Raw genomic sequence first — 25,411 nt, forward strand, 5'->3', positions numbered from 1 at the left:
ACTTCCCCAAGTCTTTGGGATTATTTACATCATAGATTTTAGTTTTTTAAGATTATTTTCTTTTCGAAACGTCTTATATTGCTTACAATAATTAGTATGATAGTTATGCTTCGATAAAAACATCGATTTGTATCTGATTCCATTGATTTCTAGTTAAATCCTTATTGAAATACTTTTGTTCTTTATAAAGCAATTCACTAATTGACGAAAATTTATTTGTTGCAAGATATTCTAAATCTGCATCAAAGAATCTCTCCTAAATGACTTGTTGGGTTTTGTGGTACTTTTGTTACCATTATAGCTTCACAAATAACATCGATATCTTCTTTTAAAAAATTATAATCTACTAATTGGAGTTTAGTTATTTTACAACTTTCTGCTTCATGACCTTCTCGAATATTCATAAATCTTAAATCAGGATATAAAGCAGCAATTTCAACAAAAAACACATTTTTTTGAGATGCTTTTTCATTTAATGCAATATGTTCTGCTTTTTTAAAAACATATAATATATGGTTAACACTATGATAAGTCAAATGCTCAGACAATTCGTTAACTAGTAAAGCAGTCACATCTTTTAAAATAATATCAAATCTTTCAGTCATAAACATTCTGTATCAATCAAAATATAAGTCTTTTTTTTGCCCTAACAACACATTGTTTCGTTTGAAAATTACGATTAAAAAAACGTATGAACTCTAAGAAAGCATCAATCAATAAAATGTAACAATTTGATTTGCATTTATATAAAACAAAATTTGCTTTTTTGGCACACTAATTGTTTAGATATAGATGTAACAAATAAATCCATACAATCATGAAAAAATTAGTCTTATTAATAACTGTTTTATTCCTCGGAGGAATATCAGTTTTCGCAACCAACTACACATCAAACAACTATTCAAATAGAGGTTACGGTAATTCTTTCATTTTTGTTGAAAATGGTATCGAATTTTCAATCTTTCCTGATGGTCAGTTTGATTTTTACATGCAAGATTATGGTCCAAATGTTAGCTTAGGTATTAATACTCCTGGAGTATCAATTAGTTTTAACTCTGGTTATGATTATAATCCTTATGTTCAGTATGATGATTTTGGAGCAATTCTACAAATAGAAAACACATCCATTTATTATGATTATTATGGACGAGTTACACAAGTTGGAAATGTAAATATTCATTATAATGCTTTCGGTCGAATAGCTCGAGTTGGTGGACTTTATATTCATTACAACAATCATAGAGTGTATACGCATTACACAGGTTTTATCAACATATACAATAGAGCTTATGTCTTTAGACCATGGCATAGTTATTATATTATTCCTTCAGTCAACTACTGCGTAATAAACACCAGACCATACAGACAATATTACACTCCTGTAAGACATACATATTATAGACCATATAGAGATAATTACAGGCAACCTGTACGAATAAATGGTCGCCGTAATACTGTAGCAAATACTGGAAGAAGAGGAAATAGTGTAAATACAAGATATCGTCAAAACGCTACGACTAGAGATAACGATAGAACTATTAGAAACTCTTCTACAAGAACTAATGGCAGAACGTTATCAAGTAATGATAACACAAGAAACTCTAATACTAGAACTCTATCAACTAGTAATAGTATTAGAATGAACAGTACAAGAAATAATGATAGCAGAAGTTCAGCTACGACAACTAGAAGTACAACAGGAAGAAGCGCTACAAATACAAGACAAAATGTGACCAGAAACAATACTTCTGTGTCTAATAACAAAACAAACACTAGAACAGTTAAAAGAAATACGTCAATTAGAAAACCAAAGTCATCTAATACTCGTATATCTAGTAACAAGCAAAACACTAGAACTGCTAGAGCTTCTAACCAAACTCATAGTAGAAGTAATACAAAAGCAAAAAAAGCAAGTTCAAGAACTACGACAAACAGTTCAGGTTCAAGAACAAAAAGAACAAGATAAGTTCAAAAGAAATAAAGATTTTGGTTGGTTAGTGGAACATCCCATAAGAGTATGCATTTTAGCACCTTATGGGATTTTCCCATTCATATAACATCTATTTTTTCAACCTCAAATACTTTTTAAACATGGCAGTAATATCTTCAGACACATTAAGCTTATAAATCAAGACCGCATACACTATTCCAACAATTATAGATTTGAAAAAGATATTCATATATGCATTAAATGGAAATTCCCAGAAATAAAAAGCTAAAACACAAATAATAAGTAAAACCGAAATCTTCAAAGTTTGCATTGTAAATGGTAACATATTAAATTTCATTTTTACAAATACAACTTTTATGGTATTGTAAACAACTACAGCAATTAAAGTTGCTAAGGCAGATCCATTTATTCCATACAATGGAATTAAAATAATATTGAGTACAACTGCACTAATCGCTAATATAACTCCAAACACTAGGACCATTCTATAGTAATCACTATTAAATAAAATAGCATTATTATTTCCTAAAAGATTATCATAAAGCTTAGCAATACTAATTAGAAAAACAACAATAATTCCACCTGAAAATTCTTCTGGAATAATAGTGTATAGCTCATTAATGTTCAGCACAATCAGCAAGAATATATAACCACTAATAATATACAATGTTAATGAACTACGTTCATACAAATCATTAAGCTCTTCCCTATTATTATCGTTTATAAATTTAGCTGTCAAAGGCATCATAATTTGATGCATCGCTCGCTGAGGAACAGCAATAACTGTAGCAATAAATGTAGCTACACTGTAATAGGCAACTTTTTCAATGTCGATATAATTATTCAACATGAATTTATCAATATCTAAAATCATAGTTGCTATTGAACCTGCTATAATTATTAAACTTGAATACTTTAATATAGAGCTTAATTTATCAATCTTATTGAATCGGAATACTGGCAATCTAATATAAAAAGCATTGACTAACATTAATAGTGTTCTTAAAACATAAACACTAACTAATCCTGTTAAAAACTGTTCAACTGTGATCCATTCAAAATATAATGCAAATAGCAAAATCATTATGCCAACGCGATGAAATACTTCTTTCATAACGTTTCCAAATACCGTTTTCATTTGCACTTTTACCCAAGCAAAAAAGACCTCGAAATATGCCATTGCTAATGCTGTGATAAAAATATACCAGAGATAATCTCCAACAATATTATTTTTATGAGTTAGCCAGCTAGCAATCGTATCATAACTTAAAAATCCAACTAATCCAATTGGAATTGTCAAAGCTAAAGGCAAAAACAACATCAAGGTTAAAAAACTATTTAAAGAATTCTTAGTTTTAAAAGTTGAATAAAATTTAATCACTGTATTATGCACACCAAATGCCATTAGAGGCATCATAATATTTGCTGTAGATAAGATATAAGCGACCAACCCATAGTAATTGTCACTCATAAATTCGGTATAAAGAAATAAGGTATTAATAGCACCAAGTCCAAAACCAAGATACGTGGTTATTGTATTTTTAAAAGATTGGTTGATAACTATTCCCATACATTTAAAATTCTAAATTTTAAAATTAATCCTTGAGTAAATCTGAAAGCGATTTGGTCAACGCTTTTCTACTGTATTTTTGCAATCCAATTGGATTTACCAATAATGAATCGGTTTTATAAGCTTCAAAATACGATAAAACCTGAGATTTAATATCTCGTTTTTGGTCGTAGTAATAATACTGACCTGTATTCGTTGATTTTAAAATAGTCTCAACATCTGAATCTTTCGGACCAACAGCTAATATTGGTGTTTCTGATACCATGTATTCAAACAGTTTTCCTGGAATAATTACTTTAGTCTCTTCGGAATCGATTTCAATAAGTAATAATAATCGAGAACTCATTTGAGCTTTTATAGCGTCTTCATGTGAAACATATCCTAAAGTTTTCACATGATTAGTTAGTCCAAACTGCTGAAACGTTTGTATAATATCATCACTAACGACTCCAATTAATTGCAATTGAAATGCTTCTGAAAAAGAAGAATTTTCATTAATTAATTCACTCAAAGCGTCCCATAATTGTTTCGGATTTCGTTCCGATAACAACGATCCAATATGAGACATTGTAAATTTTGAATCTTTCTTCGGTCGTTCAACATGATTCACATCAAAACCATTAGTAATTACAGCAATAGGTTGTCTAGTTTTAGATTCAAATTCTTTTTTAGTATTATCGCTAGTTACAATAATTTGATCTGCGGTCTGTAGCACTTTAGATTCTAATTCTAAGTGTTTTATAGCAGATGATTTTGTCAATTTTAATTGTTTATGATAGCCAATGGTCGTCCAAGGATCTCTAAAATCTGCCAACCATTTAAAACCATGTTTTTGTTTTAACTGAAGTCCGATAAGATGTAAACTATGAGGTGGACCAGTGGTAATTATGGTTTCAATATTATGTTTAACAATATAATCTGAAAGAAATGACACTGAAGGCTTCACCCAATCTTTTCGCGCATCTGGAATAAAGAAATTACCACGAATATAAAGCATCATTTTCTGAATAAAGGTCTGCTTTTTTTGTTTCGGAATGACACCAGAACTGATTTGTTTTGAATTCTTTTTCGATAAAAAATTAGCGAAACGATACGGTTCTTTTATAGGTTGTTTTAGAATTGTAATTGCACTTGAAACTTCATCAATTAAACTGTTATCTGTTATTGGATAACTCGGGTTTTCTGGGCAATATACAATAGGTTCAATGCCAAATTCTGGAAGGTATTTTACAAATTTCAACCATCGTTGTACACCTGGACCTCCAGCTGGTGGCCAATAATAAGTGATAATGAGTGCCTTTTTATGCACTTTCATTGGTTTTCTTTTTAAACTCCATATACAATCCACCAAGCAATAATAATCCAAACAAAATAGAACTTGCTAAAGCAATACAGCTTCCTGTTTTTACGACTTGTGGTTCAAACTTAAACTCGATCTGATGTTCTCCTAAAGGCACCTCTAATCCGCGTAAAACATAATCAACACGCTGATGCGACACTTCATTTCCATCTAAATACGCTTGCCAACCTTTTCCGTAGTACATTTCTGAAAATACAGCAAAACCGTCTTTAGCATTTGTAGAGCTATATTTAAGATAATTAGGCTTATATTCTGTAAGTTTAATATTTGCCGTAGAATCAACACTAAATTGCTTTGTATTCAATACTTCAGACGTTGTAATCGCTTTAATAGCTGTATTTAAACTATCTAACATTTGTATTTCTACATTTGCAGAATTAACTTTTTCTAAATCACTAATAAACCAAGCATTTCCATTAGCATCTTCATTTGTATAAGGAAACACCTGACCTTCTTCTTCAGCAATAATGTATTTTGTATTAAGCATGTTCAATACATTCATATTATTTCTAGCAATATGGAAATCATATAATTCATTAAAACGTTTCAGTTTAGCTGCATGATAACCACTTAATGAATTATGAAAATACGCTGCTCTTGCTGGTGCTCTACTGCCTTCAGCAGATAAATCTAAAACTCTAAAATGACCTTTGTCTTTTAAAATTTCTAAATCAGCAGCGTTAGCTTTGTATGGCTTGTTCACTTTAATTGCAGATACAAAATTATCTGTATTCACATAACGTCTATCAACACCAATTAAATCGAATAAAATCAAAACAGCAAAAACTACCACTAACGTGTTTTCAGAAAATTTCTTCTTTAAAAACATAAAAATGGTTCCAGCTGATAATAAAACTAAAATGAGTGTTCGTAATGTATCTTGAGTAAAAAATGATTTTCGATCTTCACGAAGCGCATCAACAAATGCTTCTCCATATTGACCGTAGGCTTGTCTGTAATACCCATCGTTAACACCAACAAAATCGAATGCACCTTTAAACAATAGGAATACTAAAGCCAATCCTCCAGCAATCATTGCAGAATACTTTAAAGCTTTCATTTTTTGTGTATCCTTTTCATACTGATTAAACAATCGCGATAATCCGAAAATAGCCAAAACAGGAATACACAATTCTAATACAACCTGAATTGAACTGACTGCCCTAAACTTGTTGTACAATGGTACATAATCAATAAAGAAATTAGTAATAAATGCGAAAGGCTCGCTGTCTCCATAAGATAAAATCAAGGATAATAAACTACCTCCAACTAACCACCATTTTAGTCTGCCCTTTACAAGGAATAAAGCAAAAACAAACAAAAACAAAACGACTGCTCCAATATAGGCTGGAGCTTCAACAATGGTCTGATCTCCCCAATAAGTAGGCATATGTTTCACTTCGTTTAAAGCCTCAATCGGACTTGCACCAATTCCTGTATAAAATTTATACGATTCAGAATCTTTACCTACATTTTCACCACTTCCGCCACCTAAAAACCTAGGAATATATAAATTAAACGTTTCTAGAAGTCCATAACTGTATTCTGTGATATAATCTCGACTCAAACCTGACGTTATTTCTCTAGGAGAACCATCTGAATTAATAGTTAATTCACTTTTACCACGTGTACTTTCCTTTACATATTCTTGTGTAGCCAAAACATTAGTAGCGTTCAATGCTACTGAAAGTATAGCCGCAAAAACTAGAATACCAACAGCTTTAAAAAAATGAGGTAATACTTGTTTTTTAAAAGCGTCTATGAGATATGCAATTCCTAAAACGATGACCAACAGCATTAAATAATAGGTCATTTGAAAATGGTTCGCACAGAGTTCAAGAGCCAATGCAACTGTGGTTAATAAGAATCCAAAAATGTATTTTTTACGAAATGTGAGTACAATTCCACTTAATACTAATGGCATATAAGCAATGGCATGTGCTTTACTATTATGACCAACACCAAGTATAATAATGAGATAGGTGGAAAAGCCAAAAGCGAGAGCTCCAAGTGCCGCTAATCTATATTCAACTTTTAATACAAGTAGAAGCACATAAAATCCTAAAAAATAGATAAATAGATAATCTGCAGGTCTTGGCAAAAATCGAAGTGTTAAATCTAATTTTTTAATATAATTATGTGGATATTTAGCACCTAATTGATAGGTTGGCATGCCGCCAAATGCACTGTTTGTCCAATAGGTTTCTTGACCAGTTTGAGCTTTAAAATCTTTCTGTTGTTGCGCCATACCAATATAATGCATGATATCGCTTTGTTTTATTTGCTTCCCTTGCAAAACTGGACTAAAATAGGCTAATGAAATAACTACAAAACCAATTAAGACTAATACGTGCGGAAGAAATTTTTTGAAAGATAATGGCATGGATTCAAATTATCAATGAGGTCGAAATTTACTCAATTTCTTCGTAATCTACATATTCACCAACGCTTTTATCTGAAGTTTTATGTTGCTGAGGAACTTTATCAATAACAGTTTCTCCTGTTTTTTGTTTAGGATTTTGGCTTTGCTGATGCTGTTGAAACTGTCCGCCAAATTTCTGCTGCATCTTTTTAGACATATAGCGTAAAAAATATGGCGCAAAAAGACGTGTCAAAATCTTAATACCATAATATACCAAAAGGATAATTAAAATCGTTCTAAAAAAACCCACGAATGATGCTGTTTGTAACATAAATAGATATTTAAACAAAAATACAATTATAAGCATTTAAAAACAGTTATAAATACTTAAAAAAAATATAAAATCTCTATATTTGACTTAAATCAAAAGCCTATGAATTTCATCAAAGTATCCTTTACAATATTCCTCCTTTTTGTCACCCAATCTATTTTTGCTCAATACACAGAAGTTATTAATTCGAATAGACCTGGAGTGTCGAGAAGTGCTTTTTCAGTAGGCACAAATGTTGCTCAACTTGAAGTTGGGCCATATATTGTTAAAGAAGAGCATACCCCTTTAAAATATGAAGTTTCAGGTTTTGGAGTTGATTTTGCCGCTCGATACGGATTGCTTTTTGAAGAATTAGAAATAAATATTGAAGGGATTTACCAAAATGACACTAGAACAGATAATAGAGGATTTATAGCTGTAGAGAATAAACGTTCTAACTTTAAAAATTTTACTATTGGCGCAAAATATCTGGTGTATGATCCTTTAAAAAATGCAGGAGAAGAGAAACCGAATCTATATAGTTACCATGCAAATAGAACTTTCAAATGGAGCTCTTTAATTCCTGCTGTCGCAGTTTATGCAGGTGCAAATTTTGACACAAAAGATAATTCATATTTACCTCCAGACGTTGAAGGTTTTAGTCCTAAAATCATGGTTGCTACACAAAATAATTTTTCTGGTGGTTGGGTACTTATTATGAATTTAATAAAAGACAGAATTGGAACCGATTATTCTGAATTTCAATACATCTTAACACTTACTCACTCTTTTAACCCTCAATGGGTTATTTTTGCCGAAACTCAAGGTATTGATAGTGAATATTATGCTGATAATTTATTTCGTTTTGGTGGAGCATACTTATGGAGTAAAGACTTTCAGCTAGATACTGCGGTTACATTAAATACTAAAGACACGCCATCAGTGTTTGGCGTGAATTTTGGACTTTCATACCGATTGGATTTTCATGTTGATAAGGAAACAGACAACGGCAACTCCAAAGAGGATGCTGACAAAAGAAAACCAAAAAAGAAGAAAAAGAAAAAAAAGAAGAAAAAAGATGATACTGACTTTGATGATGACGGAAGCCTTTAAGCCAAAATGTGTATGATTACTGTTAAAGAAATTCATTCTAAAAAAGACTTGAAGCAATTTGTAAAGTTTCCTTTTGGGCTTTATAAAAACTCAAAAGCTTGGGTACCTCCTATTATAACTCAAGAATTGCAAACTTTTAATAAAAAAAAGAATCCCATTTTTGAAGATGCCGAAGCTCGTTTTTTTCTTGCTTACAAAGGCGACACTATTGTTGGTCGCGTAGCTGCAATTATTAATTGGCTTGAAGTAGATGGACAAAACCAAAAGAAAATGCGTTTTGGATGGTTTGATTTTATTGATGATTTTGACGTTTCAAAAGCTTTACTTCAAAACGTTGAACATATTGGCATTGAGAACAATCTAGAATATGCCGAAGGACCTGTTGGCTTTTCAAACTTAGACAAAGTAGGCATTATTACCGAAGGATTTGACGTTATTGCACCAATGGTGACTTGGTACAACCATCCATATTACATCAAACATTATGAGGCTTTAGGTTATAAAGCTGAAAAAACTTACGTTGAAAGCACTTTCCCTTTTGAAAATGTAAAACCAGAGTTTTTTGCAAAAGCTCAAGAATTAATTAAACGTCGCTATAGTTTAACGGCTTTAAAATTCACAAAAACAGAAGAAGTTATGCCTTACGTTGACAAAATGTTTGACTTGTTCAATGAGAGTTATGCTTCACTATCTTCCTTTGTGAAAATTACAGATATTCAAAAAGAATACTTCAAAAAGAAATTTATAAGCTTCATAAATCCTGAATACATTAAGTTTGTGGTAGATAAAAATGATGATCTTGTTGGTTTTGCAATAGTTATGCCTGCATTTTCAAAAGCACTACAAAACGCTAATGGAAAACTATTTCCTTTTGGATTTAGACATATTTTAAATGCAAAAAAGAATAGCAAAGATGCCATTTTCTATCTTATAGGAATTCACCCAGAATATCAAAATAAAGGTGTTCATGCTGTAATTTTTAATGAATATTATGAAACTTTTAAAGTAAAAGGTATAGAAACCTGCATTAGAACTCCAGAACTTGAAGACAATGAGGCCATTCAAAAAATCTGGAAACATTTTGATCCTGTTGTGTTTAGACGTCGAAAAACTTTTAGAAAAAACCTTAATTAAAGTTAAAACATCTTTTAGATAGCAGTTATTTTATATTTTTGAAATATGTCAAAACTCCGTAAAACACTATACCTTTTTTTATTTTTCATAGGATTCATTAATTTTAATTCTAGTGCTCAAGATTTAGCGATTGTTAAATATAAAGGTGGAGGTGATTGGTATAGCAATCCTACTGCATTGCCTAATTTAATTAAATATTGTAATGCGAACATAAACACCAAAATGAATCCAAAACCAGAAACTGTTGATGTTGGTAGTATTGATATTTTTCAATTTCCAATGCTACATATGACAGGTCATGGAAACGTTTTTTTTAGTGATGAAGATGCTGAAAACCTTCATAATTACTTAATTTCTGGTGGTTTTCTACATATTGATGATAATTATGGCATGGAACCTTACATAAAAAAGGAGCTTAAAAAAGTATTTCCAAATCAAGAACTCATCGAATTACCTGCTACACACGAAATTTTTAATAGCGCTTACCCATTTATTGATGGTTTACCCAAAATACATGAGCATGATGGTAAACGACCACAAGCATTTGGTTTATTTTACGAAAGCAGATTAGTGCTTTTATTTACTTTTGAAAGCGATTTAGGTGATGGTTGGGAAGATCCTGAAGTTCATAATGATCCACCAAGTGTTAGAGAAAAAGCGCTTAAAATGGGAGCCAATATTGTAAAATATGCGTTTGAGAATTAATATGAAAACCAGAAGAAATACAAATATGATTTTTTCAATATTAATGGCATTTCTTTTTGTTTTTCAGTCTATGCAAAATATAAATCAGCATACATACTCAACTGGAATTTCAAATTTTCATCAATATCCTCCTAATGGTATCACATGTTTTTTTGCAGATCCACCAATACACATGAGTTGTAATTGCGGAAAGACATTTCATCTATAAAATGCAACTCAACCACTACTCTACATCGTTTACAAAACGAAAATTCCCAATAACTTTAGTTTGCGAAAATGTCACAAATGCACCAAACATTGGCAGCTTGTTTAGAACTGCTGATGCTTTTGGGATTGAAAAAATAGTGTTTTGTGGTGATCATATTCCATTAGGTCGAAAAATGACTAAGACATCACGTGCTACTGAGAAGTCTGTGTGTTTTGAAGTTTCAAATAATGCTGAAGAAATAGCAACTAAACTGAAATCCTATGGCTATCAGATTATTGCATTAGAAATAACAAGTACTAGCAAATCATTATATACACATCAATTTTCTATAAATCAGCCCATTGCTCTTATAATTGGTGATGAGAATTTTGGAGTTTCAGAAACTCTTTTGAACTTATGTGATAATACCATACATATAGAAATGTTTGGCCAAAATAGCAGTATGAATGTTGTGCAAGCAACTTCAATTACTTTATACGAAATTACTAAGCAATTCTTATAACAGTTTTATATCTTTAGATCATGAATTCAAAAATCATTGCAAATGGCATATTAAGAGCGATTGCTATTTTATTAGGTGCTTGCCTTATTTTAATCTTTTTATATAAAATTCAATCCGTAATCGTTTACATTGCAATTGCTGGTGTAATTTCATTAATTGGAAGGCCTATCGTATTGTTTTTAAGACGCAAACTTAAGTTCAATAACACAATAGCAGTTATCATTACAATGGTATTATTTATAGGGCTACTATTAGGTCTTATAAGAATGTTTATACCTTTGGTCGTAGAACAAGGTGAAAATTTATCACTCTTAGATATTGATGAATTACAACGAAATGCTGAAAACTTATATTCAGAGATTATCACCTATTTTGATTTAAGTAAAGTTGATGTTGAGCAATCTATAAAGGATTCTGGAATGCTATCTAAATTAGATTATTCTATACTCCCAAATTTTTTAAACTCATTTATTGAAGGATTAGGAAGCTCTCTCATTGGCTTGTTTTCTGTATTATTCATTTCATTTTTCTTCTTAAAAGATAGCCGTCTTTTTGAAAACGGAATTATCACATTTATACCAGACTCTAAAGAATCTCGTTGGAAAAACTCTTCAGAAAAAATTAAAGATTTACTCTCTAGATACTTTGTTGGTTTAATCTTTCAAATTCTAATTCTGTTTGTAATCTATACAGTGGTATTATTAATATTTGATATTGACAATGCAATCGTTATTGCTTTTTTATGTGCTTTACTTAATCTTATTCCATATGTTGGACCATTAGTAAGTGGAATTTTAATGATTGTTTTAACCATGTCTAGCAATTTAGGTGAAAGTTTTAGTGATGTAATTTTACCTAAGACCACCTATGTAATGATTGGTTTTGTAATTGCCCAATTGGTAGATAATTTTTTCAGTCAGCCATTTATTTTTTCTAAAAGCGTAAAATCACATCCTCTTGAAATATTTTTAATAATTATTATTGCAGGATTGTTATTCGGAATTGTAGGCATGATCGTAGCAGTACCATCATATACAGCAATAAAAGTGATCTTAAAAGAGTTTCTTTCAGAAAATAAAGTCGTAAAAAAACTAACTCAAGATCTTTAATTCAATTGAATCAAAGCATTTTACATACAGAAGTTCAATCCTATATAAACTCTCATCTTAATGATGATATTACAAAACTTCTATTAAAAGGAACACAAATAAATGGAGTTAACACCAAAGCGATAGTTGAGCAAATTGAAGCCAAACTAAAGTCTAAAATCAAATTACCAACTTGGTTTCAAACTGAAGGAATCTATTTCCCAAATAAACTAAATATTGAGCAAACATCTTCTGAAATCACAGCTAAATATAAATCTGAACTAATTTCTGGTAATAATATTATTGACATCACTGGAGGTTTTGGAATAGATTGCCACTATTTTTCAAAACGGTTTTCCAAAGTAATTCATTGTGAAATAAACGAAGAACTCTCCCACATTGTAGCCAATAATTCAAAATTACTTCAATCAAATAATATAGAGTTTTTTTCAACAGATGGTATAGCCTTTTTAAAATGTAATGAGGAAATTTTTGATTGGATATATATTGATCCATCACGAAGACACAATCAAAAGGGAAAGGTTTTTTTCCTTGAAGACTGTTTACCAAACGTACCTTTGAATCTAGAATTCCTCTTTTCAAAAACAGATCAGATTTTAGTTAAAACATCTCCTCTTTTAGATATTTCTATCGGATTAAAAGAATTGAAACATGTAGAATCCATTCATATTGTTTCTGTAAAAAATGAAGTCAAAGAATTATTATGGGTACTAAAAAAAGATTATTCAGGTAGCATTAAAGTTTCAACAGTAGACATAACTAATCAAAAAACAGAAGCATTCGATTTTTATTTAAATGAAGAACTTGATGCAAATCCTGTTTATAGCGAACCTCTTTCCTATTTATATGAACCAAACGTAGCAATTTACAAATCTGGCGCATTCAAACTTGTGTCAACAAAATTAAACATTAACAAACTACATAGTAATAGTCATCTTTATACATCAAATACACTCTTCGCATTTCCTGGAAGACGTTTTCAAATAGACAAGGTCTTACCTTATCATAAACAACGTCTAAAAAAAGAGCATTTAAAAAAGGCAAATATCACTATTAGAAACTTTCCTGAAACGGTTCAGAATATTCGAAAAAAACTAGATATAAAAGAAGGTGGTAATAATTACCTCTTCTTTACAACAAACGTATTGAACGAAAAAATAGTTTTAATCTGTTCTAAAGTTGAATAGGATCGTCAGTATTTAATTGATTGTTTACATCAATTTCAACTTCATAAATCATACAGTTTTCCATATCAATTTTTATTTCTTTTGAAAATATTTCAGTACTAACAATAAAAGTAGTTACACCATCAGGAAATGTTAAAACGGAAGAAACATCACCAGCAGCAACTCCATAAGCATGAGTTATTAAAAGTCCAAATTGATCTAACACCTCAAAATCAACTGGCAATAAACTATTATTAGTTAATACTGCTTGAGGATCTTGACTAGAACATTGAACCTCTGGAGCTACAAAACTAGCTAGGTCTTCTTGAGTTGTTAAAGATTCTTCTTGGGTGGTTTCAGCTGATTCAACAGAACAACTATAACATGAAATCATAACAACTGCACAAGCAGTTGCTCTTAGTAGGTTTTTCATCGGTTTGGGGTTTAATGAAAATTATTCTACAAATGTAGCTGAAATAAAATCAAAACCACATCATTTTACCGCCAAAATGTTTGATATTTTCGACGAAATACACAATTTCAATTCAATTATCGACGAAATGCAACTATAAATCGACTAAAAACAAAAAAGACCTAACATTTCTGTTAAGTCTTTTTGTGAGCCCTGAAGGATTCGAACCTTCGACCGCCTCCTTAGAAGGGAGGTGCTCTATCCAGCTGAGCTAAGAGCCCTTACTCATAAATTTCAAAATAAAAAAATTTTGAATACTGCAAAAAATTAGTCGGAGTGGCAGGATTCGAACCTGCGACCTCCGCGTCCCAAACGCGGCGCGATAACCGGGCTACGCTACACTCCGAAGGCTATCTAATTAATAAAATTTCAAATGAAATTAGCGGAGAGACAGGGATTCGAACCCTGGGTACCTATTTCTAGGTACGACGATTTAGCAAACCGCTCCTTTCGGCCACTCAGGCACCTCTCCAATTGTATATGAACTTAGCAATAAATTGCGGATGCAAATGTAACTTATCATTACAAAGAACGCAACTATTTTTTTAAATTTTTTATGAAAATTTATTCTGGGTATTCTATTCTAAGATGGAATATGTTGGCTAACTTCGTTTTAAGGACTTTCTTAATAGATTGTATTTCTTTAAATGTAATATTTGCATTCAAGAATTGCCCATCATCCATTTGCTTTGCTATTATAGATTCAACAAACTTATCAATTTTAGAAGAAGACGGTTCCTTTAAACTTTTTGAAGCTGCTTCAACACTGTCACACATCATTAAAATTGCAGTTTCCTTACTATATGGTTTAGGACCAGGATATCTAAAATCATCTTCACTGGTATTTTCATTAAGTGCTTTCTCTTTCATATAAAAGTAATATACCATACTTGTTCCATGATGGGTTCTAATAAAATCGATAACACGATCTGGTAAATTATTTTTCTTAGCGATCTCAATTCCATCTATAACATGGTCAATAATAATTTTTGAACTTTCCTTTGAAGACAACTCATCATGAGGGTTGATTCCAGTAGCTTGGTTTTCTGTAAAATAGGTAGGAGATTTCATTTTACCAATATCATGATATAAAGCTCCTACTCTAACCAACATTGCATTAGCACCAATTTCATTTGCAGAGGCTTCAGCTAAATTTGCAACATTTAAAGAATGGTGAAAAGTCCCAGGCGCTTTATTTGACAACTCCTTTAAAAGCTTAGTATTTGTATCTGAAAGCTCTAAAAGTGACACATCTGAAACTAAACCGAATAATTTTTCATAAATATAAATTAACGGCTGAACAAACAATGTCGCTAATCCGCATAAAATAAAAAGCCCGAAAGTTTCAAGTTTTAAGTTTGTGATATTTCCTTCATGAATTACAAAAAATGCAAAATATGCTATAATATATATGAGTGTAATCTGACCTACAGAAATAAATAAATTCGCTCGCTTATATAATTCTGAAACTGTTAATATAGTAACTATACCTGCGATAATTTGTAAAAACATATACTCATAACTATTAGGAACTATAAAGCCTAATAGCAAAACAGTTAATACATGAGCAAACAATCCTAATCGTGCATCAAAAAATGCTTTTAAAACTAAAGGAAGAATACATAAAGGGATGACATAAACTTGACTAGAATTGTATTTAATAATAAGGGTTGTCAACAAAATCATCAATAATATATTGAAGAAAATAAAGGTGACTTTAGTATTATCTAAAAAGACTTCAATTCTATACTTACGTAAGAAAAGCAGTAGCATTAGAAGTGCCAAAGCTACAAGTAAAGCATATGCAAAAAGAACTAAGTTATAGTTTGAGGCATTCCAAACTTGAGATTCATACTCTGTTTCAAGAGATTTTAAAATATCATATTTATTACCTTCAACAATCTCTCCTTTAGAAATAATCAAGGTTTCTTTTTCTATACTTCCTCTAACAGTCGAAATACTGTTTAATTCTTCTTGAAGTGCATTATCAGTAAGTGATGAATTTATTGATACATTAGATTTAACTATATCAAAAAACAACGATACAAATGTGGTTTTATAAGATGATAAATCGTTATAAATTAAAGCATCTTCTAAAATTGTTCTAAATTCATCAATCTTTGTTAATTGATCAAAAGTAGTTCTTGAAATTAGCTTCTGATCTTCAACTAAAATGATGTTTTTATTTTCAGGATATTTATAATCCTCATCAAGAACACCATAGCCATATAAAGTTTCTACAGCAGACTTTCCTACATCATATAACACTCTTTTTTTAGGTATGGTATCTGAAAATTTATTTTCAAAATTTAGAGCATACATTTCTAAAACTTCAAATTTGGTCTTTGTCTTTATATCAAAATATATAGGACTAGCATCCTTAATGTCTTGTTCTTCTTCATCTATTTCTTCAAACGATTTTTTTATAGCAAAATCAAAAGGTGCATACAGATTTTCAGATTGCCAAGGTTTACCTTTATCAAAATTATATTTAAACTTTCCACTTTTTGGAAATAGGTATACAATTAAAAATGTAGTGCTTAAAAACAAAAGCACTTTATAAAAAAGTGAATGATTTTTATACCATTTATTAATTAAATCTTCCATCTTCAATATTAAGGAGTTACAAATACCTTTAAGTTAATGTGTATTTGTATTGGTTTGAATTCATTCAAAAGTAATAAAATATAATAGATTAAACTTTTGATGTTATCAATTTGATAGCAAAAAATCTATTAAAATTGATTAATTTTGCATCAAATAACACAAAAGGAATTAAAATGAGTAAAGAAGTCGTAATTGTTTCCGCTGCAAGAACACCTATAGGAAGTTTTTTAGGTGCTTTATCAACAGTTCCAGCTCCCAAACTTGGAGCTACAGCAATAAAAGGAGCTTTAGATAAGATCAATTTAAAACCAGAAATGGTACAAGAAGTGTTGATGGGTAATGTTGTTCAGGCTGGGACTGGACAAGCTCCAGCAAGACAAGCTGCTATTTATGCTGGCATACCTGATTCTGTTCCGTGTACGACTATAAATAAAGTATGTGCTTCTGGCATGAAAGCCGTAATGCAAGCGGTACAATCTATAGCGCTAGGTGATGCAGATATTATTGTTGCTGGCGGAATGGAAAACATGAGTTTAATACCTCATTATTACCACGCAAGAACTGGAACTAAATTTGGTCCTGCTACCATGGAAGATGGAATGCAAAAAGACGGATTAGTTGATGCTTACGATAAAAATGCTATGGGAGTTTGTGCAGATGCCTGTGCTTCTGAATACAATTTTTCACGTGAAGATCAAGATGCTTTTGCTATTCAATCATATAATCGTTCTGCTGCTGCTTGGGACGCTGGAAAATTTAATAATGAAGTTGTTCCTGTAGAAGTGCCTCAACGTCGTGGTGATGCAATCATTGTGTCTAAAGATGAAGAATACAGCAATGTTAGAATGGAAAAAATACCTGCTTTGCGTCCTGCTTTTACTAAAGAAGGAACTGTTACTGCAGCAAATGCTTCAACAATTAATGATGGAGCTGGCGCAATGGTATTAATGAGTAAAGATAAAGCTGAAGAATTAGGATTAAAACCACTAGCTACTATTAAAGGTTATGCTGATGCTGCACAAGAACCGAAATGGTTTACGACTGCACCTGCTAAAGCGCTACCTAAAGCATTAGATAAGGCTGGGATTTCAATAGATGATGTAGATTATTTTGAATTCAATGAAGCTTTTTCTGTTGTAGGTCTTGCCAATATGAAACTACTCGGACTTACTGATAGTAATGTAAATGTAAATGGAGGCGCTGTTTCGTTAGGACATCCATTAGGTTGTTCTGGTGTTAGAATTTTGATTACATTGCTTAACGTATTAGAACAAAACAATGCTAAAACTGGAGCCGCAGCTATTTGTAATGGTGGTGGTGGTGCTTCTGCTGTAGTATTAGAACGCAATTAATTTATCGTAATGCAATACGGAATTTGTAATCTGAGTATTGTTCCACTTAGAGTTGAACCTAGTGACGCTTGCGAGTTGATCTCTCAAGTACTTTATGGTGAAATTTTCAAGGTGCTAGAACAACGTAAATCTTGGAGTAAAATTCGTTTAGCATATGATAAATATGAAGGTTGGATAGATAACAAACAGTATTTAGAAATCACAGAAGATGAATACAAGTCTATTAAGATTGAAAATCACATGCTTTCAAATGATTTAGTAGAATATATTGAAGATGAAAATCAACAATTATCTACAATACCACTTGGAGCTTCTTTAAATGGGTTGAGTCTTCTAAAGCATACGTTTGATGGTCGTACAACGTCTACAAAACACCCTAAAGAAAACCTGATTAAAACTGCATTTATGTATTTAAATGCTCCATATCTTTGGGGAGGAAAAACACCTTTTGGAATTGATTGCTCAGGTTTTACTCAAATGGTATATAAATTAAATGGATACAATTTACTTCGTGATGCTTCACAACAAGCTACTCAAGGCCTTGCATTAAGTTTTATTGAAGAAAGCGAACCTGGAGATCTGGCTTTTTTTGACAATAATGAAGGGCTAATTACACATGTTGGCATTATTATGGAAGATAATTATATCATCCATGCACATGGTAAAGTACGAATTGATCGTTTAGACCATTCTGGCATTTATAATATTGACAAGAATATACATACTCATAAACTTAGAGTTATCAAAAAAATTATATAAAAAAAGCCATTCAAATTGAATGGCTTTTTTTATATAACTTAGACTATTAAATTATTCTTTAATCATGGCTTTATACATTTTAGCCTTTTCAACTTCTCCAACAGCTAAATAGATATTATTCAGTTGTTGAAAAATACCATTACTTCCTTCTGGATTAGCCTCTAAAAATTCAACCAATATGTTTGCTCCTTCTTGAAACAGATTAACTTTTTGAGCTTTTAACTCATCATATCTCTCAAAATCAGCACTAGATGTACCAAGACTATTCATTTCTTCTAAAAGTTTATTTCCTTCTTCAATATAAGTAGTAGAAATATTCAACGCAGCATCTTTCATTGTTGGATCAAATTCTAAAGCTTTACTGAATGCCGCTCTAGCAGTCTCATATTCGCCTTCCTTCATGGTCATCACACCAACATTATAACGAAGCGTTGCATTGTTAGGATCCTTCAAAATGGCTTCCTCCATTAAGCTTTTATATTTATCATTATTACCAAGTTTATATTCAATATTAGCTTCAGCAATAATAAGAGTTGCATCATCTGGATTTTCAGCTCTAGCTTCTTTAATTGCTGCAATAGCTTTATCGTCTTCTCCTTTGAAGATATAAATATCTGCAAGCATTTTTTTAATTAAAGGCAATTTTGAATCTGTAAGTGTTTCTTTAGGAACAATATGAGTTCCAGCCTTTAAAGCAAAATCTCTTAAAGATTTACTATCAAAACTTTCAGACTCACCAGTATTTTTAATCGTAGCTGAGTACTCCTTAACAATACCAGTATATCCCATCTCTCTTAACTCTTCATATAATTTTAATGAAGTATCATAATCTTGTGCATTCACTGCTGAAGATGCTGCATAATAAAGGTATAAGGTATCTTTAGTAGACATACGATATGCTTTGTTAAATCCATCTGAAGACTCAACAAAACGTTTCTCTTGCCAAGCTGTATTTGCCTTAGTTAAAAAATTAGCTAGCATTTGTTGCTTTAATTCATCTACGTTAGAAGAATACTTTCCTTTACCAGCTTTAGCTTCAATATCTTTTACCTTATTAAAACTCGCAATAGCTTTATCTGTATCGTCATTAGATCCAGCACCATTTGCATATAACGCTTGTCCTTTTAAGAAATAAAACTTTGCTTTCATCTTATCATCTGCTGAATCTATAAGTGATTCTGCTGATTGAATTGCCGTTTTAGCATCAGCAAAATTTTTGCTTTTTATTGCTTTCTCAGCTGCTTTTAGTTCGTCTTTCTGAGAAAAAGAAAAGGTACTAACTAATAGTGCTAAAGCAATTATAATTTGTTTTTTCATTATTACTATGTTTAGTTTTTATTGTTGTTATTCTTCTTCGTTGGTATCAAGAGTTGTGCCATCTTCATTAAGACCTTGAATGCCAGAGTCTTCAACATCTAATTCATCTTCATCTTCATCTTTCATGACTTTGGCTACAGCTGCGATAGAATCACTTCCTTTAAGGTTAATCAATTTAACACCTTGAGTAGCACGACCCATAACACGTAAATCATTTACTGCCATTCTAATTGCAATACCAGACTTATTAATAATCATTAAATCATCTTCATCTGTAACCGTTTTGATAGCAACTAGATGTCCTGTTTTTTCAGTGATTGAAATGGTTTTAACACCTTTACCTCCACGGTTTGTAATTCTGTACACTGCTTCTCCATCTTCTGGGTCATCAATATACGTTCGTTTTCCGTAACCTTTTTCAGAAACAACTAGTACAGATTCTTCTTGTGGATTTTCAACAGTAACCATTCCAACAACTTCATCTTTGTCATGCTGTAGTCTAATTCCTCTAACACCTGAAGCATTTCTTCCCATTGGACGCGTTTTAGCTTCTTCAAACCTGATGGCTTTACCAGATTTAAGAGCCAGCATAACTTGACTATTTCCTGTAGTTAATTTTGCTTCTAACAATTCGTCATCTTCCTTAATGGTAATGGCATTGATACCATTGGTTCTCGGACGAGAGTATTGCTCTAAAGATGTTTTCTTTACCTGACCATTTTTAGTCGCCATGATTACATAATGACTATTGATGTAGTCTTCGTCTTTTAAATCTTGAGTACAAATGAAAGCCATTACTTTATCATCTTGCTCAATATTTATAAGGTTTTGAATTGCTCTTCCTTTAGATGTTTTACTTCCTTCAGGAATTTCATAAACACGCATCCAGAAACATTTTCCTTTTTGAGTAAAGAATAACATATATTGGTGGTTAGTTCCAACAAATAAATGCTCTAAGAAATCTTCATTTCTAGTCGTCGATGCTTTTTGACCAACACCTCCTCTATTTTGAGTTTTATATTCTGTAAGTGATGTTCTTTTTATATAACCAGCATGTGAAATAGTAATCACTACTTGTTCATCTGGAATCATATCTTCGATACTTAAATCTCCTCCAGCATATTCGATTAATGAACGACGCTCATCACCATATTTATCTTTAACATGTAAAAGTTCGTCTTTAATGATATCCATACGACGCTCTTTTTTGTCAAGAATGTCTTTCAAATCTTCAATGGTTTTCATCAATTCTTCGTACTCGTTACGAAGTTTGTCTTGTTCTAGTCCAGTTAATTGACGCAAACGCATTTCGACAATGGCTTTCGCTTGAATTTCTGAAAGTTTAAAACGTTCAATTAGCTTTTCTCTAGCTTCATCTGCATTTGAAGATGCTCTTATAAGTGCAATAACTTCGTCGATATTATCTGAAGCGATAATTAAACCTTCTAATATATGAGCACGTTCTTCTGCTTTTCGCAACTCATATTTAGTACGTCTTACAACCACTTCATGTCTGTGTTCCACAAAGTGATGAATCATGTCTTTAAGATTCAACAATTGTGGACGTCCTTTAACTAATGCAATATTATTAACACTAAAAGATGATTGTAATGCTGTATACTTATACAACATGTTTAAAACAATGTTAGGAATGGCATCACGTTTTAATACATAAACGATACGCATACCATTTCTATCAGATTCATCTCTAATTAAAGAAATACCATCAATCTTTTTATCATTAATAAGGTCAGCCGTTTTCTTAATCATATCAGCTTTATTAACCTGATATGGTATTTCGGTAACGATAATAGTTTCTCTTCCTTGTACTTCTTCAATAATAGCTTTTCCTCTCATGACAATTCGTCCACGACCTGTCTTAAAAGCTTCACGAACACCATCGTATCCATAAATGGTTCCACCTGTTGGAAAATCTGGTGCTTTTACATGCGTAATAAGTTCATCTATTTCAATGTCATTATTTTCAATGTAAGCTACAGTTCCATCAACAACTTCACTCAAATTATGAGGTGGCATATTGGTAGCCATACCAACTGCAATACCAGATGCACCATTAACTAAAAGACCTGGAATACGCGTAGGCAATACAGTAGGCTCTTGTAAAGTGTCATCAAAATTTAATTTATGATCAACAGTTTCCTTATCAATATCGGCAAGCATATCTTCAGATATCTTACGCATACGCGCTTCTGTATAACGCATTGCTGCAGGACTATCTCCATCAATAGAGCCAAAGTTTCCTTGTCCATCGACTAACATATATCGTAAGCTCCATTCTTGAGCCATACGAACCATTGCATCATAAACTGAAGTATCACCATGTGGATGGTACTTACCAAGAACTTCTCCAACAATTCTAGCCGATTTCTTGTGGGCTGTATTAGATCGAACTCCTAATTCATGCATACCATATAATACACGTCTGTGAACAGGTTTTAAGCCGTCTCTTACATCTGGTAATGCACGTGACACAATGACTGACATTGAATAATCAATGTAAGCCGATTTCATTTCATCTTCTATGTTAATAGGAATCAATTTTTCTCCTTCTGCCATAAATAAAATTATTAGATTTTTTGTAGGTTTTCAAAACATGCTAAGATAACCAATTTCATAGTGTTTACAGAACTTATAAATCCCTTTTTTAATATTTTTTATTAACAAATTTTAACGCTTTTTTTTAATAAGTTACTTGTTAAAAACTTTGATTTTGTAAAGTTTTTTTAGTCTATTAGACTATTCAAATATTTTAAGGTATAGTTTTTGCCTTTTTATACTTGTTTTTACTATTTTTAATGCAGAAAGAGATTAATATGGATGATAATTTTTCCCCAAGAGTTAAAGATGTTATAGCGTTTAGCAAAGAAGAAGCTTTACGTTTAGGCCACGATTTTATAGGCACCGAACATTTAATGTTGGGCTTGCTTCGTGATGGAAGCGGAAAGGCAATAGATATTTTAAGTGCTTTAGATATTGATTTGAATCACTTAAGACGGAAAGTAGAAATTCTTAGTCCTGCTAATCCTAATATTACAATAACATCAAATGAAAAGAAAAACCTTCATTTGACTCGACAAGCAGAGCGTGCTTTAAAAACGACATTTTTAGAAGCTAAACTCTTCCAAAGCACGTCTATTAATACAGCACATTTATTATTGTGCATTCTAAGAAATGAAAACGATCCAACAACTAAGCTTTTAAATAAGCTGAAAGTAGATTACGATAATGTTAAAGAACAATTCAAATTTATGATTACAAACGATGATGATTTTATAGATGAGCCAAAAGCAGAATCTTTTTCTGATGATGAGCCAATAGAAGATGATGATGCTAAACAAAATCCTTTTGGTCAAACAGGGTCAAAATCAACCAAAAAATCTAAAACACCTGTTTTAGATAACTTTGGTAGAGATTTGACTGTAATGGCTGAAGAAGGCAAATTAGATCCCGTTGTAGGTCGAGAAAAAGAAATACAACGTGTGTCACAAATATTAAGTAGACGCAAAAAAAACAATCCCTTACTTATTGGTGAACCTGGTGTTGGTAAATCTGCCATTGCTGAAGGTCTTGCTTTAAGAATTGTAAAGCGTAAAGTATCACGTATTCTTTTTAATAAACGTGTGGTTACATTAGATTTAGCTAGCTTAGTTGCAGGAACAAAATATAGAGGACAGTTTGAAGAACGCATGAAAGCTGTGATGAATGAACTTGAAAAGAATGATGATATCATTTTGTTCATTGACGAAATACATACTATTGTTGGTGCAGGTGGAGCAACTGGTAGTTTGGATGCTTCTAATATGTTCAAGCCTGCATTAGCTCGTGGAGAAATACAATGTATTGGAGCAACAACATTAGATGAATACAGACAATATATTGAAAAAGATGGTGCATTAGAACGTCGTTTTCAGAAAGTAATTGTTGAACCTACAACTGTTGAAGAAACCATTGAAATCCTTAATAATATTAAAGGAAAATACGAAGAACATCACAATGTTGATTATACAGACGAAGCTATTGAAGCTTGTGTGAAATTGACCAATAGATATATGACTGAACGGTTTTTACCAGACAAAGCTATTGATGCCTTAGACGAAGCTGGATCTAGAGTCCACATCACAAATATTGATGTTCCTAAGCAAATATTAGAGCTTGAAAAGAAACTTGAAGAAGTAAAAGAAACTAAAAACACGGTTGTTAAAAAGCAAAAGTATGAAGAAGCTGCTAAACTAAGAGATGATGAAAAACGCTTAGAAAAGGAATTAGCATTAGCACAAGAAAAATGGGAAGAAGAAACCAAACAACATAGAGAAGTAGTGTCAGAAGATAATGTTGCCGATGTTGTTTCTATGATGACTGGAATCCCTGTAAATAGAATTGCTCAAACTGAAAGTAATAAACTCGCTCAATTACCTGAATTAATAAAAGGAAAGGTAATTGGTCAAGACGAAGCTGTTGCTAAGGTTGTTAAAGCTATTCAGCGTAATCGTGCTGGACTTAAAGATCCTAATAAGCCAATTGGTTCATTTATATTTTTAGGACAAACAGGTGTTGGTAAAACGCAGTTAGCTAAAGTATTAGCTCGTGAATTATTTGATAGTGAAGATGCCTTAATAAGAATAGATATGAGTGAATATATGGAGAAATTCGCTATTTCTAGACTTGTTGGAGCACCTCCAGGATATGTTGGTTATGAAGAAGGTGGACAACTTACTGAAAAAGTTAGACGTAAACCCTATGCTGTTATTTTATTAGATGAAATTGAAAAAGCACATCCAGACGTTTTTAATATGATGCTTCAAGTTCTTGATGATGGTTTCTTGACAGATAGTTTAGGTCGTAAAATCGATTTCAGAAACACGATTATTATCATGACCTCTAATATAGGTGCCAGAAAATTGAAAGATTTTGGTCAAGGTGTTGGTTTTGGTACTTCAGCTAAAGCCGCTCAGGCAAGTGACAACTCTAGAAGCATTATTGAAAATGCACTAAAAAAAGCTTTTGCTCCTGAATTTCTTAACAGAATAGATGATGTAATGGTATTCAATGCACTTGAAAAAGATGATATCAATAAAATTATTGATATCGAATTAGCATTCTTAATTAAACGCATAAAAGATTTAGGCTATAAACTTAAATTAAGTACTAAGGCTAAAGATTACATAGCTGAAAAAGGGTTTGATAAGCAATATGGAGCAAGACCTTTAAAACGAGCTATACAGAAGTATATTGAAGATGCATTGGCAGAAGAAATTATTAATTCACAATTGCAAGAAGGTGATACTATTATTATGGATTTAGATACAAAATCTGATGAATTAACTATAAAAATAGAGAAGCCTAAAAAGCAAGCTGAATCATAATATTGATATATCAAATTAAAAACGTCTTGA

The 25,411-nt window shown here is 31.7% G+C and carries 20 protein-coding genes and 3 tRNA genes; 11 read left to right on the forward strand and 12 right to left on the reverse strand.

Translation table 11 applies throughout. The annotated features are described in order from the left end of the window. Positions 1-242: 242 nt before the first annotated feature. On the reverse strand, positions 243-605 hold the full coding sequence (locus MUN68_RS09790) for a hypothetical protein (RefSeq protein ID WP_249997130.1): 363 nt from the start codon (positions 603-605) through the stop codon (positions 243-245). Positions 606-817: 212 nt separating this feature from the next. Between MUN68_RS09790 and MUN68_RS09795 the strand changes: the two genes are divergently transcribed. Beyond that, positions 818-1,966 (forward strand): hypothetical protein, encoded by a 1,149-nt coding sequence (locus MUN68_RS09795; RefSeq protein ID WP_249997131.1) that lies wholly within the window; start codon positions 818-820, stop codon positions 1,964-1,966. Between the two features lie 94 nt (positions 1,967-2,060). Here MUN68_RS09795 and MUN68_RS09800 read toward each other — a convergent pair whose 3' ends face one another. The 4 genes from MUN68_RS09800 to MUN68_RS09815 are packed head-to-tail and all read right to left on the reverse strand — an operon-like array spanning position 2,061 to position 7,574. Further along, the gene (locus MUN68_RS09800) at positions 2,061-3,521 is read right to left on the reverse strand and encodes an oligosaccharide flippase family protein (protein WP_249997133.1); all 1,461 of its coding nucleotides are present in this window, start codon (positions 3,519-3,521) and stop codon (positions 2,061-2,063) included. A gap of 25 nt (positions 3,522-3,546) precedes the next feature. Continuing rightward, complete coding sequence (locus tag MUN68_RS09805) at positions 3,547-4,836, reverse strand: glycosyltransferase family 4 protein (protein WP_249997134.1); 1,290 nt, start codon at positions 4,834-4,836, stop codon at positions 3,547-3,549. Then, positions 4,823-7,264: a YfhO family protein gene (locus MUN68_RS09810; RefSeq protein WP_249997135.1), complete on the reverse strand. Its 2,442-nt coding sequence runs from the start codon at positions 7,262-7,264 to the stop codon at positions 4,823-4,825. Before MUN68_RS09810 ends, MUN68_RS09805 begins: the two co-directional genes overlap by 14 nt. Before the next feature lie 28 nt (positions 7,265-7,292). Beyond that, on the reverse strand, positions 7,293-7,574 hold the full coding sequence (locus tag MUN68_RS09815; protein ID WP_249997136.1) for a DUF4834 family protein: 282 nt from the start codon (positions 7,572-7,574) through the stop codon (positions 7,293-7,295). A 102-nt stretch (positions 7,575-7,676) separates the two neighbouring features. Here MUN68_RS09815 and MUN68_RS09820 point away from each other — a divergent pair, with 102 nt between their 5' ends. The 7 genes from MUN68_RS09820 to MUN68_RS09850 are packed head-to-tail and all read left to right on the forward strand — an operon-like array spanning position 7,677 to position 13,511. Next, positions 7,677-8,666 (forward strand): transporter, encoded by a 990-nt coding sequence (locus MUN68_RS09820; protein ID WP_249997137.1) that lies wholly within the window; start codon positions 7,677-7,679, stop codon positions 8,664-8,666. A 12-nt stretch (positions 8,667-8,678) separates the two neighbouring features. Further along, positions 8,679-9,800: a GTP cyclohydrolase gene (locus MUN68_RS09825; RefSeq protein ID WP_249997139.1), complete on the forward strand. Its 1,122-nt coding sequence runs from the start codon at positions 8,679-8,681 to the stop codon at positions 9,798-9,800. Between the two features lie 45 nt (positions 9,801-9,845). Beyond that, positions 9,846-10,505 (forward strand): DUF4159 domain-containing protein, encoded by a 660-nt coding sequence (locus tag MUN68_RS09830; protein ID WP_249997140.1) that lies wholly within the window; start codon positions 9,846-9,848, stop codon positions 10,503-10,505. A 1-nt stretch (position 10,506) separates the two neighbouring features. Continuing rightward, on the forward strand, positions 10,507-10,713 hold the full coding sequence (locus MUN68_RS09835; RefSeq protein ID WP_249997141.1) for a hypothetical protein: 207 nt from the start codon (positions 10,507-10,509) through the stop codon (positions 10,711-10,713). Position 10,714: 1 nt separating this feature from the next. After that, positions 10,715-11,215 carry a TrmH family RNA methyltransferase gene (locus MUN68_RS09840; protein WP_249997142.1) on the forward strand — a complete coding sequence of 167 codons (501 nt, stop codon included), beginning with the start codon at positions 10,715-10,717 and terminating at the stop codon, positions 11,213-11,215. Between the two features lie 20 nt (positions 11,216-11,235). Continuing rightward, complete coding sequence (locus MUN68_RS09845; RefSeq protein WP_249997143.1) at positions 11,236-12,324, forward strand: AI-2E family transporter; 1,089 nt, start codon at positions 11,236-11,238, stop codon at positions 12,322-12,324. 5 nt (positions 12,325-12,329) lie between these two features. Further along, a complete protein-coding gene (locus tag MUN68_RS09850) occupies positions 12,330-13,511 on the forward strand; it encodes a class I SAM-dependent methyltransferase (protein WP_249997144.1) in 1,182 nt (393 codons plus the stop codon). On the opposite strand, the gene MUN68_RS09855 is transcribed toward MUN68_RS09850, so the two are convergent. The 5 genes from MUN68_RS09855 to MUN68_RS09875 form a co-directional block, all read right to left on the reverse strand. Next, complete coding sequence (locus MUN68_RS09855; protein ID WP_249997145.1) at positions 13,498-13,923, reverse strand: hypothetical protein; 426 nt, start codon at positions 13,921-13,923, stop codon at positions 13,498-13,500. The two genes, MUN68_RS09850 and MUN68_RS09855, sit on opposite strands and share 14 nt — an antisense overlap. Positions 13,924-14,109: 186 nt before the next feature. Beyond that, positions 14,110-14,183, reverse strand: a tRNA-Arg gene (locus MUN68_RS09860). A gap of 50 nt (positions 14,184-14,233) precedes the next feature. After that, a tRNA-Pro gene (locus tag MUN68_RS09865) sits at positions 14,234-14,308 on the reverse strand. Between the two features lie 37 nt (positions 14,309-14,345). Continuing rightward, positions 14,346-14,434 (reverse strand) — tRNA-Ser (locus MUN68_RS09870). A 92-nt stretch (positions 14,435-14,526) separates the two neighbouring features. After that, positions 14,527-16,569: an HD family phosphohydrolase gene (locus tag MUN68_RS09875; RefSeq protein WP_249997147.1), complete on the reverse strand. Its 2,043-nt coding sequence runs from the start codon at positions 16,567-16,569 to the stop codon at positions 14,527-14,529. A 173-nt stretch (positions 16,570-16,742) separates the two neighbouring features. Here MUN68_RS09875 and MUN68_RS09880 point away from each other — a divergent pair, with 173 nt between their 5' ends. Both MUN68_RS09880 and MUN68_RS09885 read left to right on the forward strand, forming a co-directional pair. After that, positions 16,743-17,921: an acetyl-CoA C-acyltransferase gene (locus MUN68_RS09880; protein WP_249997148.1), complete on the forward strand. Its 1,179-nt coding sequence runs from the start codon at positions 16,743-16,745 to the stop codon at positions 17,919-17,921. Positions 17,922-17,930: 9 nt separating this feature from the next. Beyond that, complete coding sequence (locus MUN68_RS09885; RefSeq protein WP_249997149.1) at positions 17,931-18,680, forward strand: C40 family peptidase; 750 nt, start codon at positions 17,931-17,933, stop codon at positions 18,678-18,680. Between the two features lie 51 nt (positions 18,681-18,731). Here MUN68_RS09885 and MUN68_RS09890 read toward each other — a convergent pair whose 3' ends face one another. After that, positions 18,732-19,997 (reverse strand): tetratricopeptide repeat protein, encoded by a 1,266-nt coding sequence (locus MUN68_RS09890; RefSeq protein WP_249997150.1) that lies wholly within the window; start codon positions 19,995-19,997, stop codon positions 18,732-18,734. A gap of 27 nt (positions 19,998-20,024) precedes the next feature. After that, positions 20,025-22,574: a DNA gyrase subunit A gene (gyrA, locus tag MUN68_RS09895; protein ID WP_249997151.1), complete on the reverse strand. Its 2,550-nt coding sequence runs from the start codon at positions 22,572-22,574 to the stop codon at positions 20,025-20,027. Between the two features lie 257 nt (positions 22,575-22,831). Here gyrA and MUN68_RS09900 point away from each other — a divergent pair, with 257 nt between their 5' ends. Then, positions 22,832-25,381, forward strand: coding sequence for an ATP-dependent Clp protease ATP-binding subunit (locus tag MUN68_RS09900; protein ID WP_249997155.1), 2,550 nt, complete (start codon positions 22,832-22,834; stop codon positions 25,379-25,381). Positions 25,382-25,411: the final 30 nt, after the last annotated feature.

Source organism: Psychroserpens ponticola, assembly GCF_023556315.2.
GTDB lineage: Bacteria > Bacteroidota > Bacteroidia > Flavobacteriales > Flavobacteriaceae > Psychroserpens > Psychroserpens ponticola.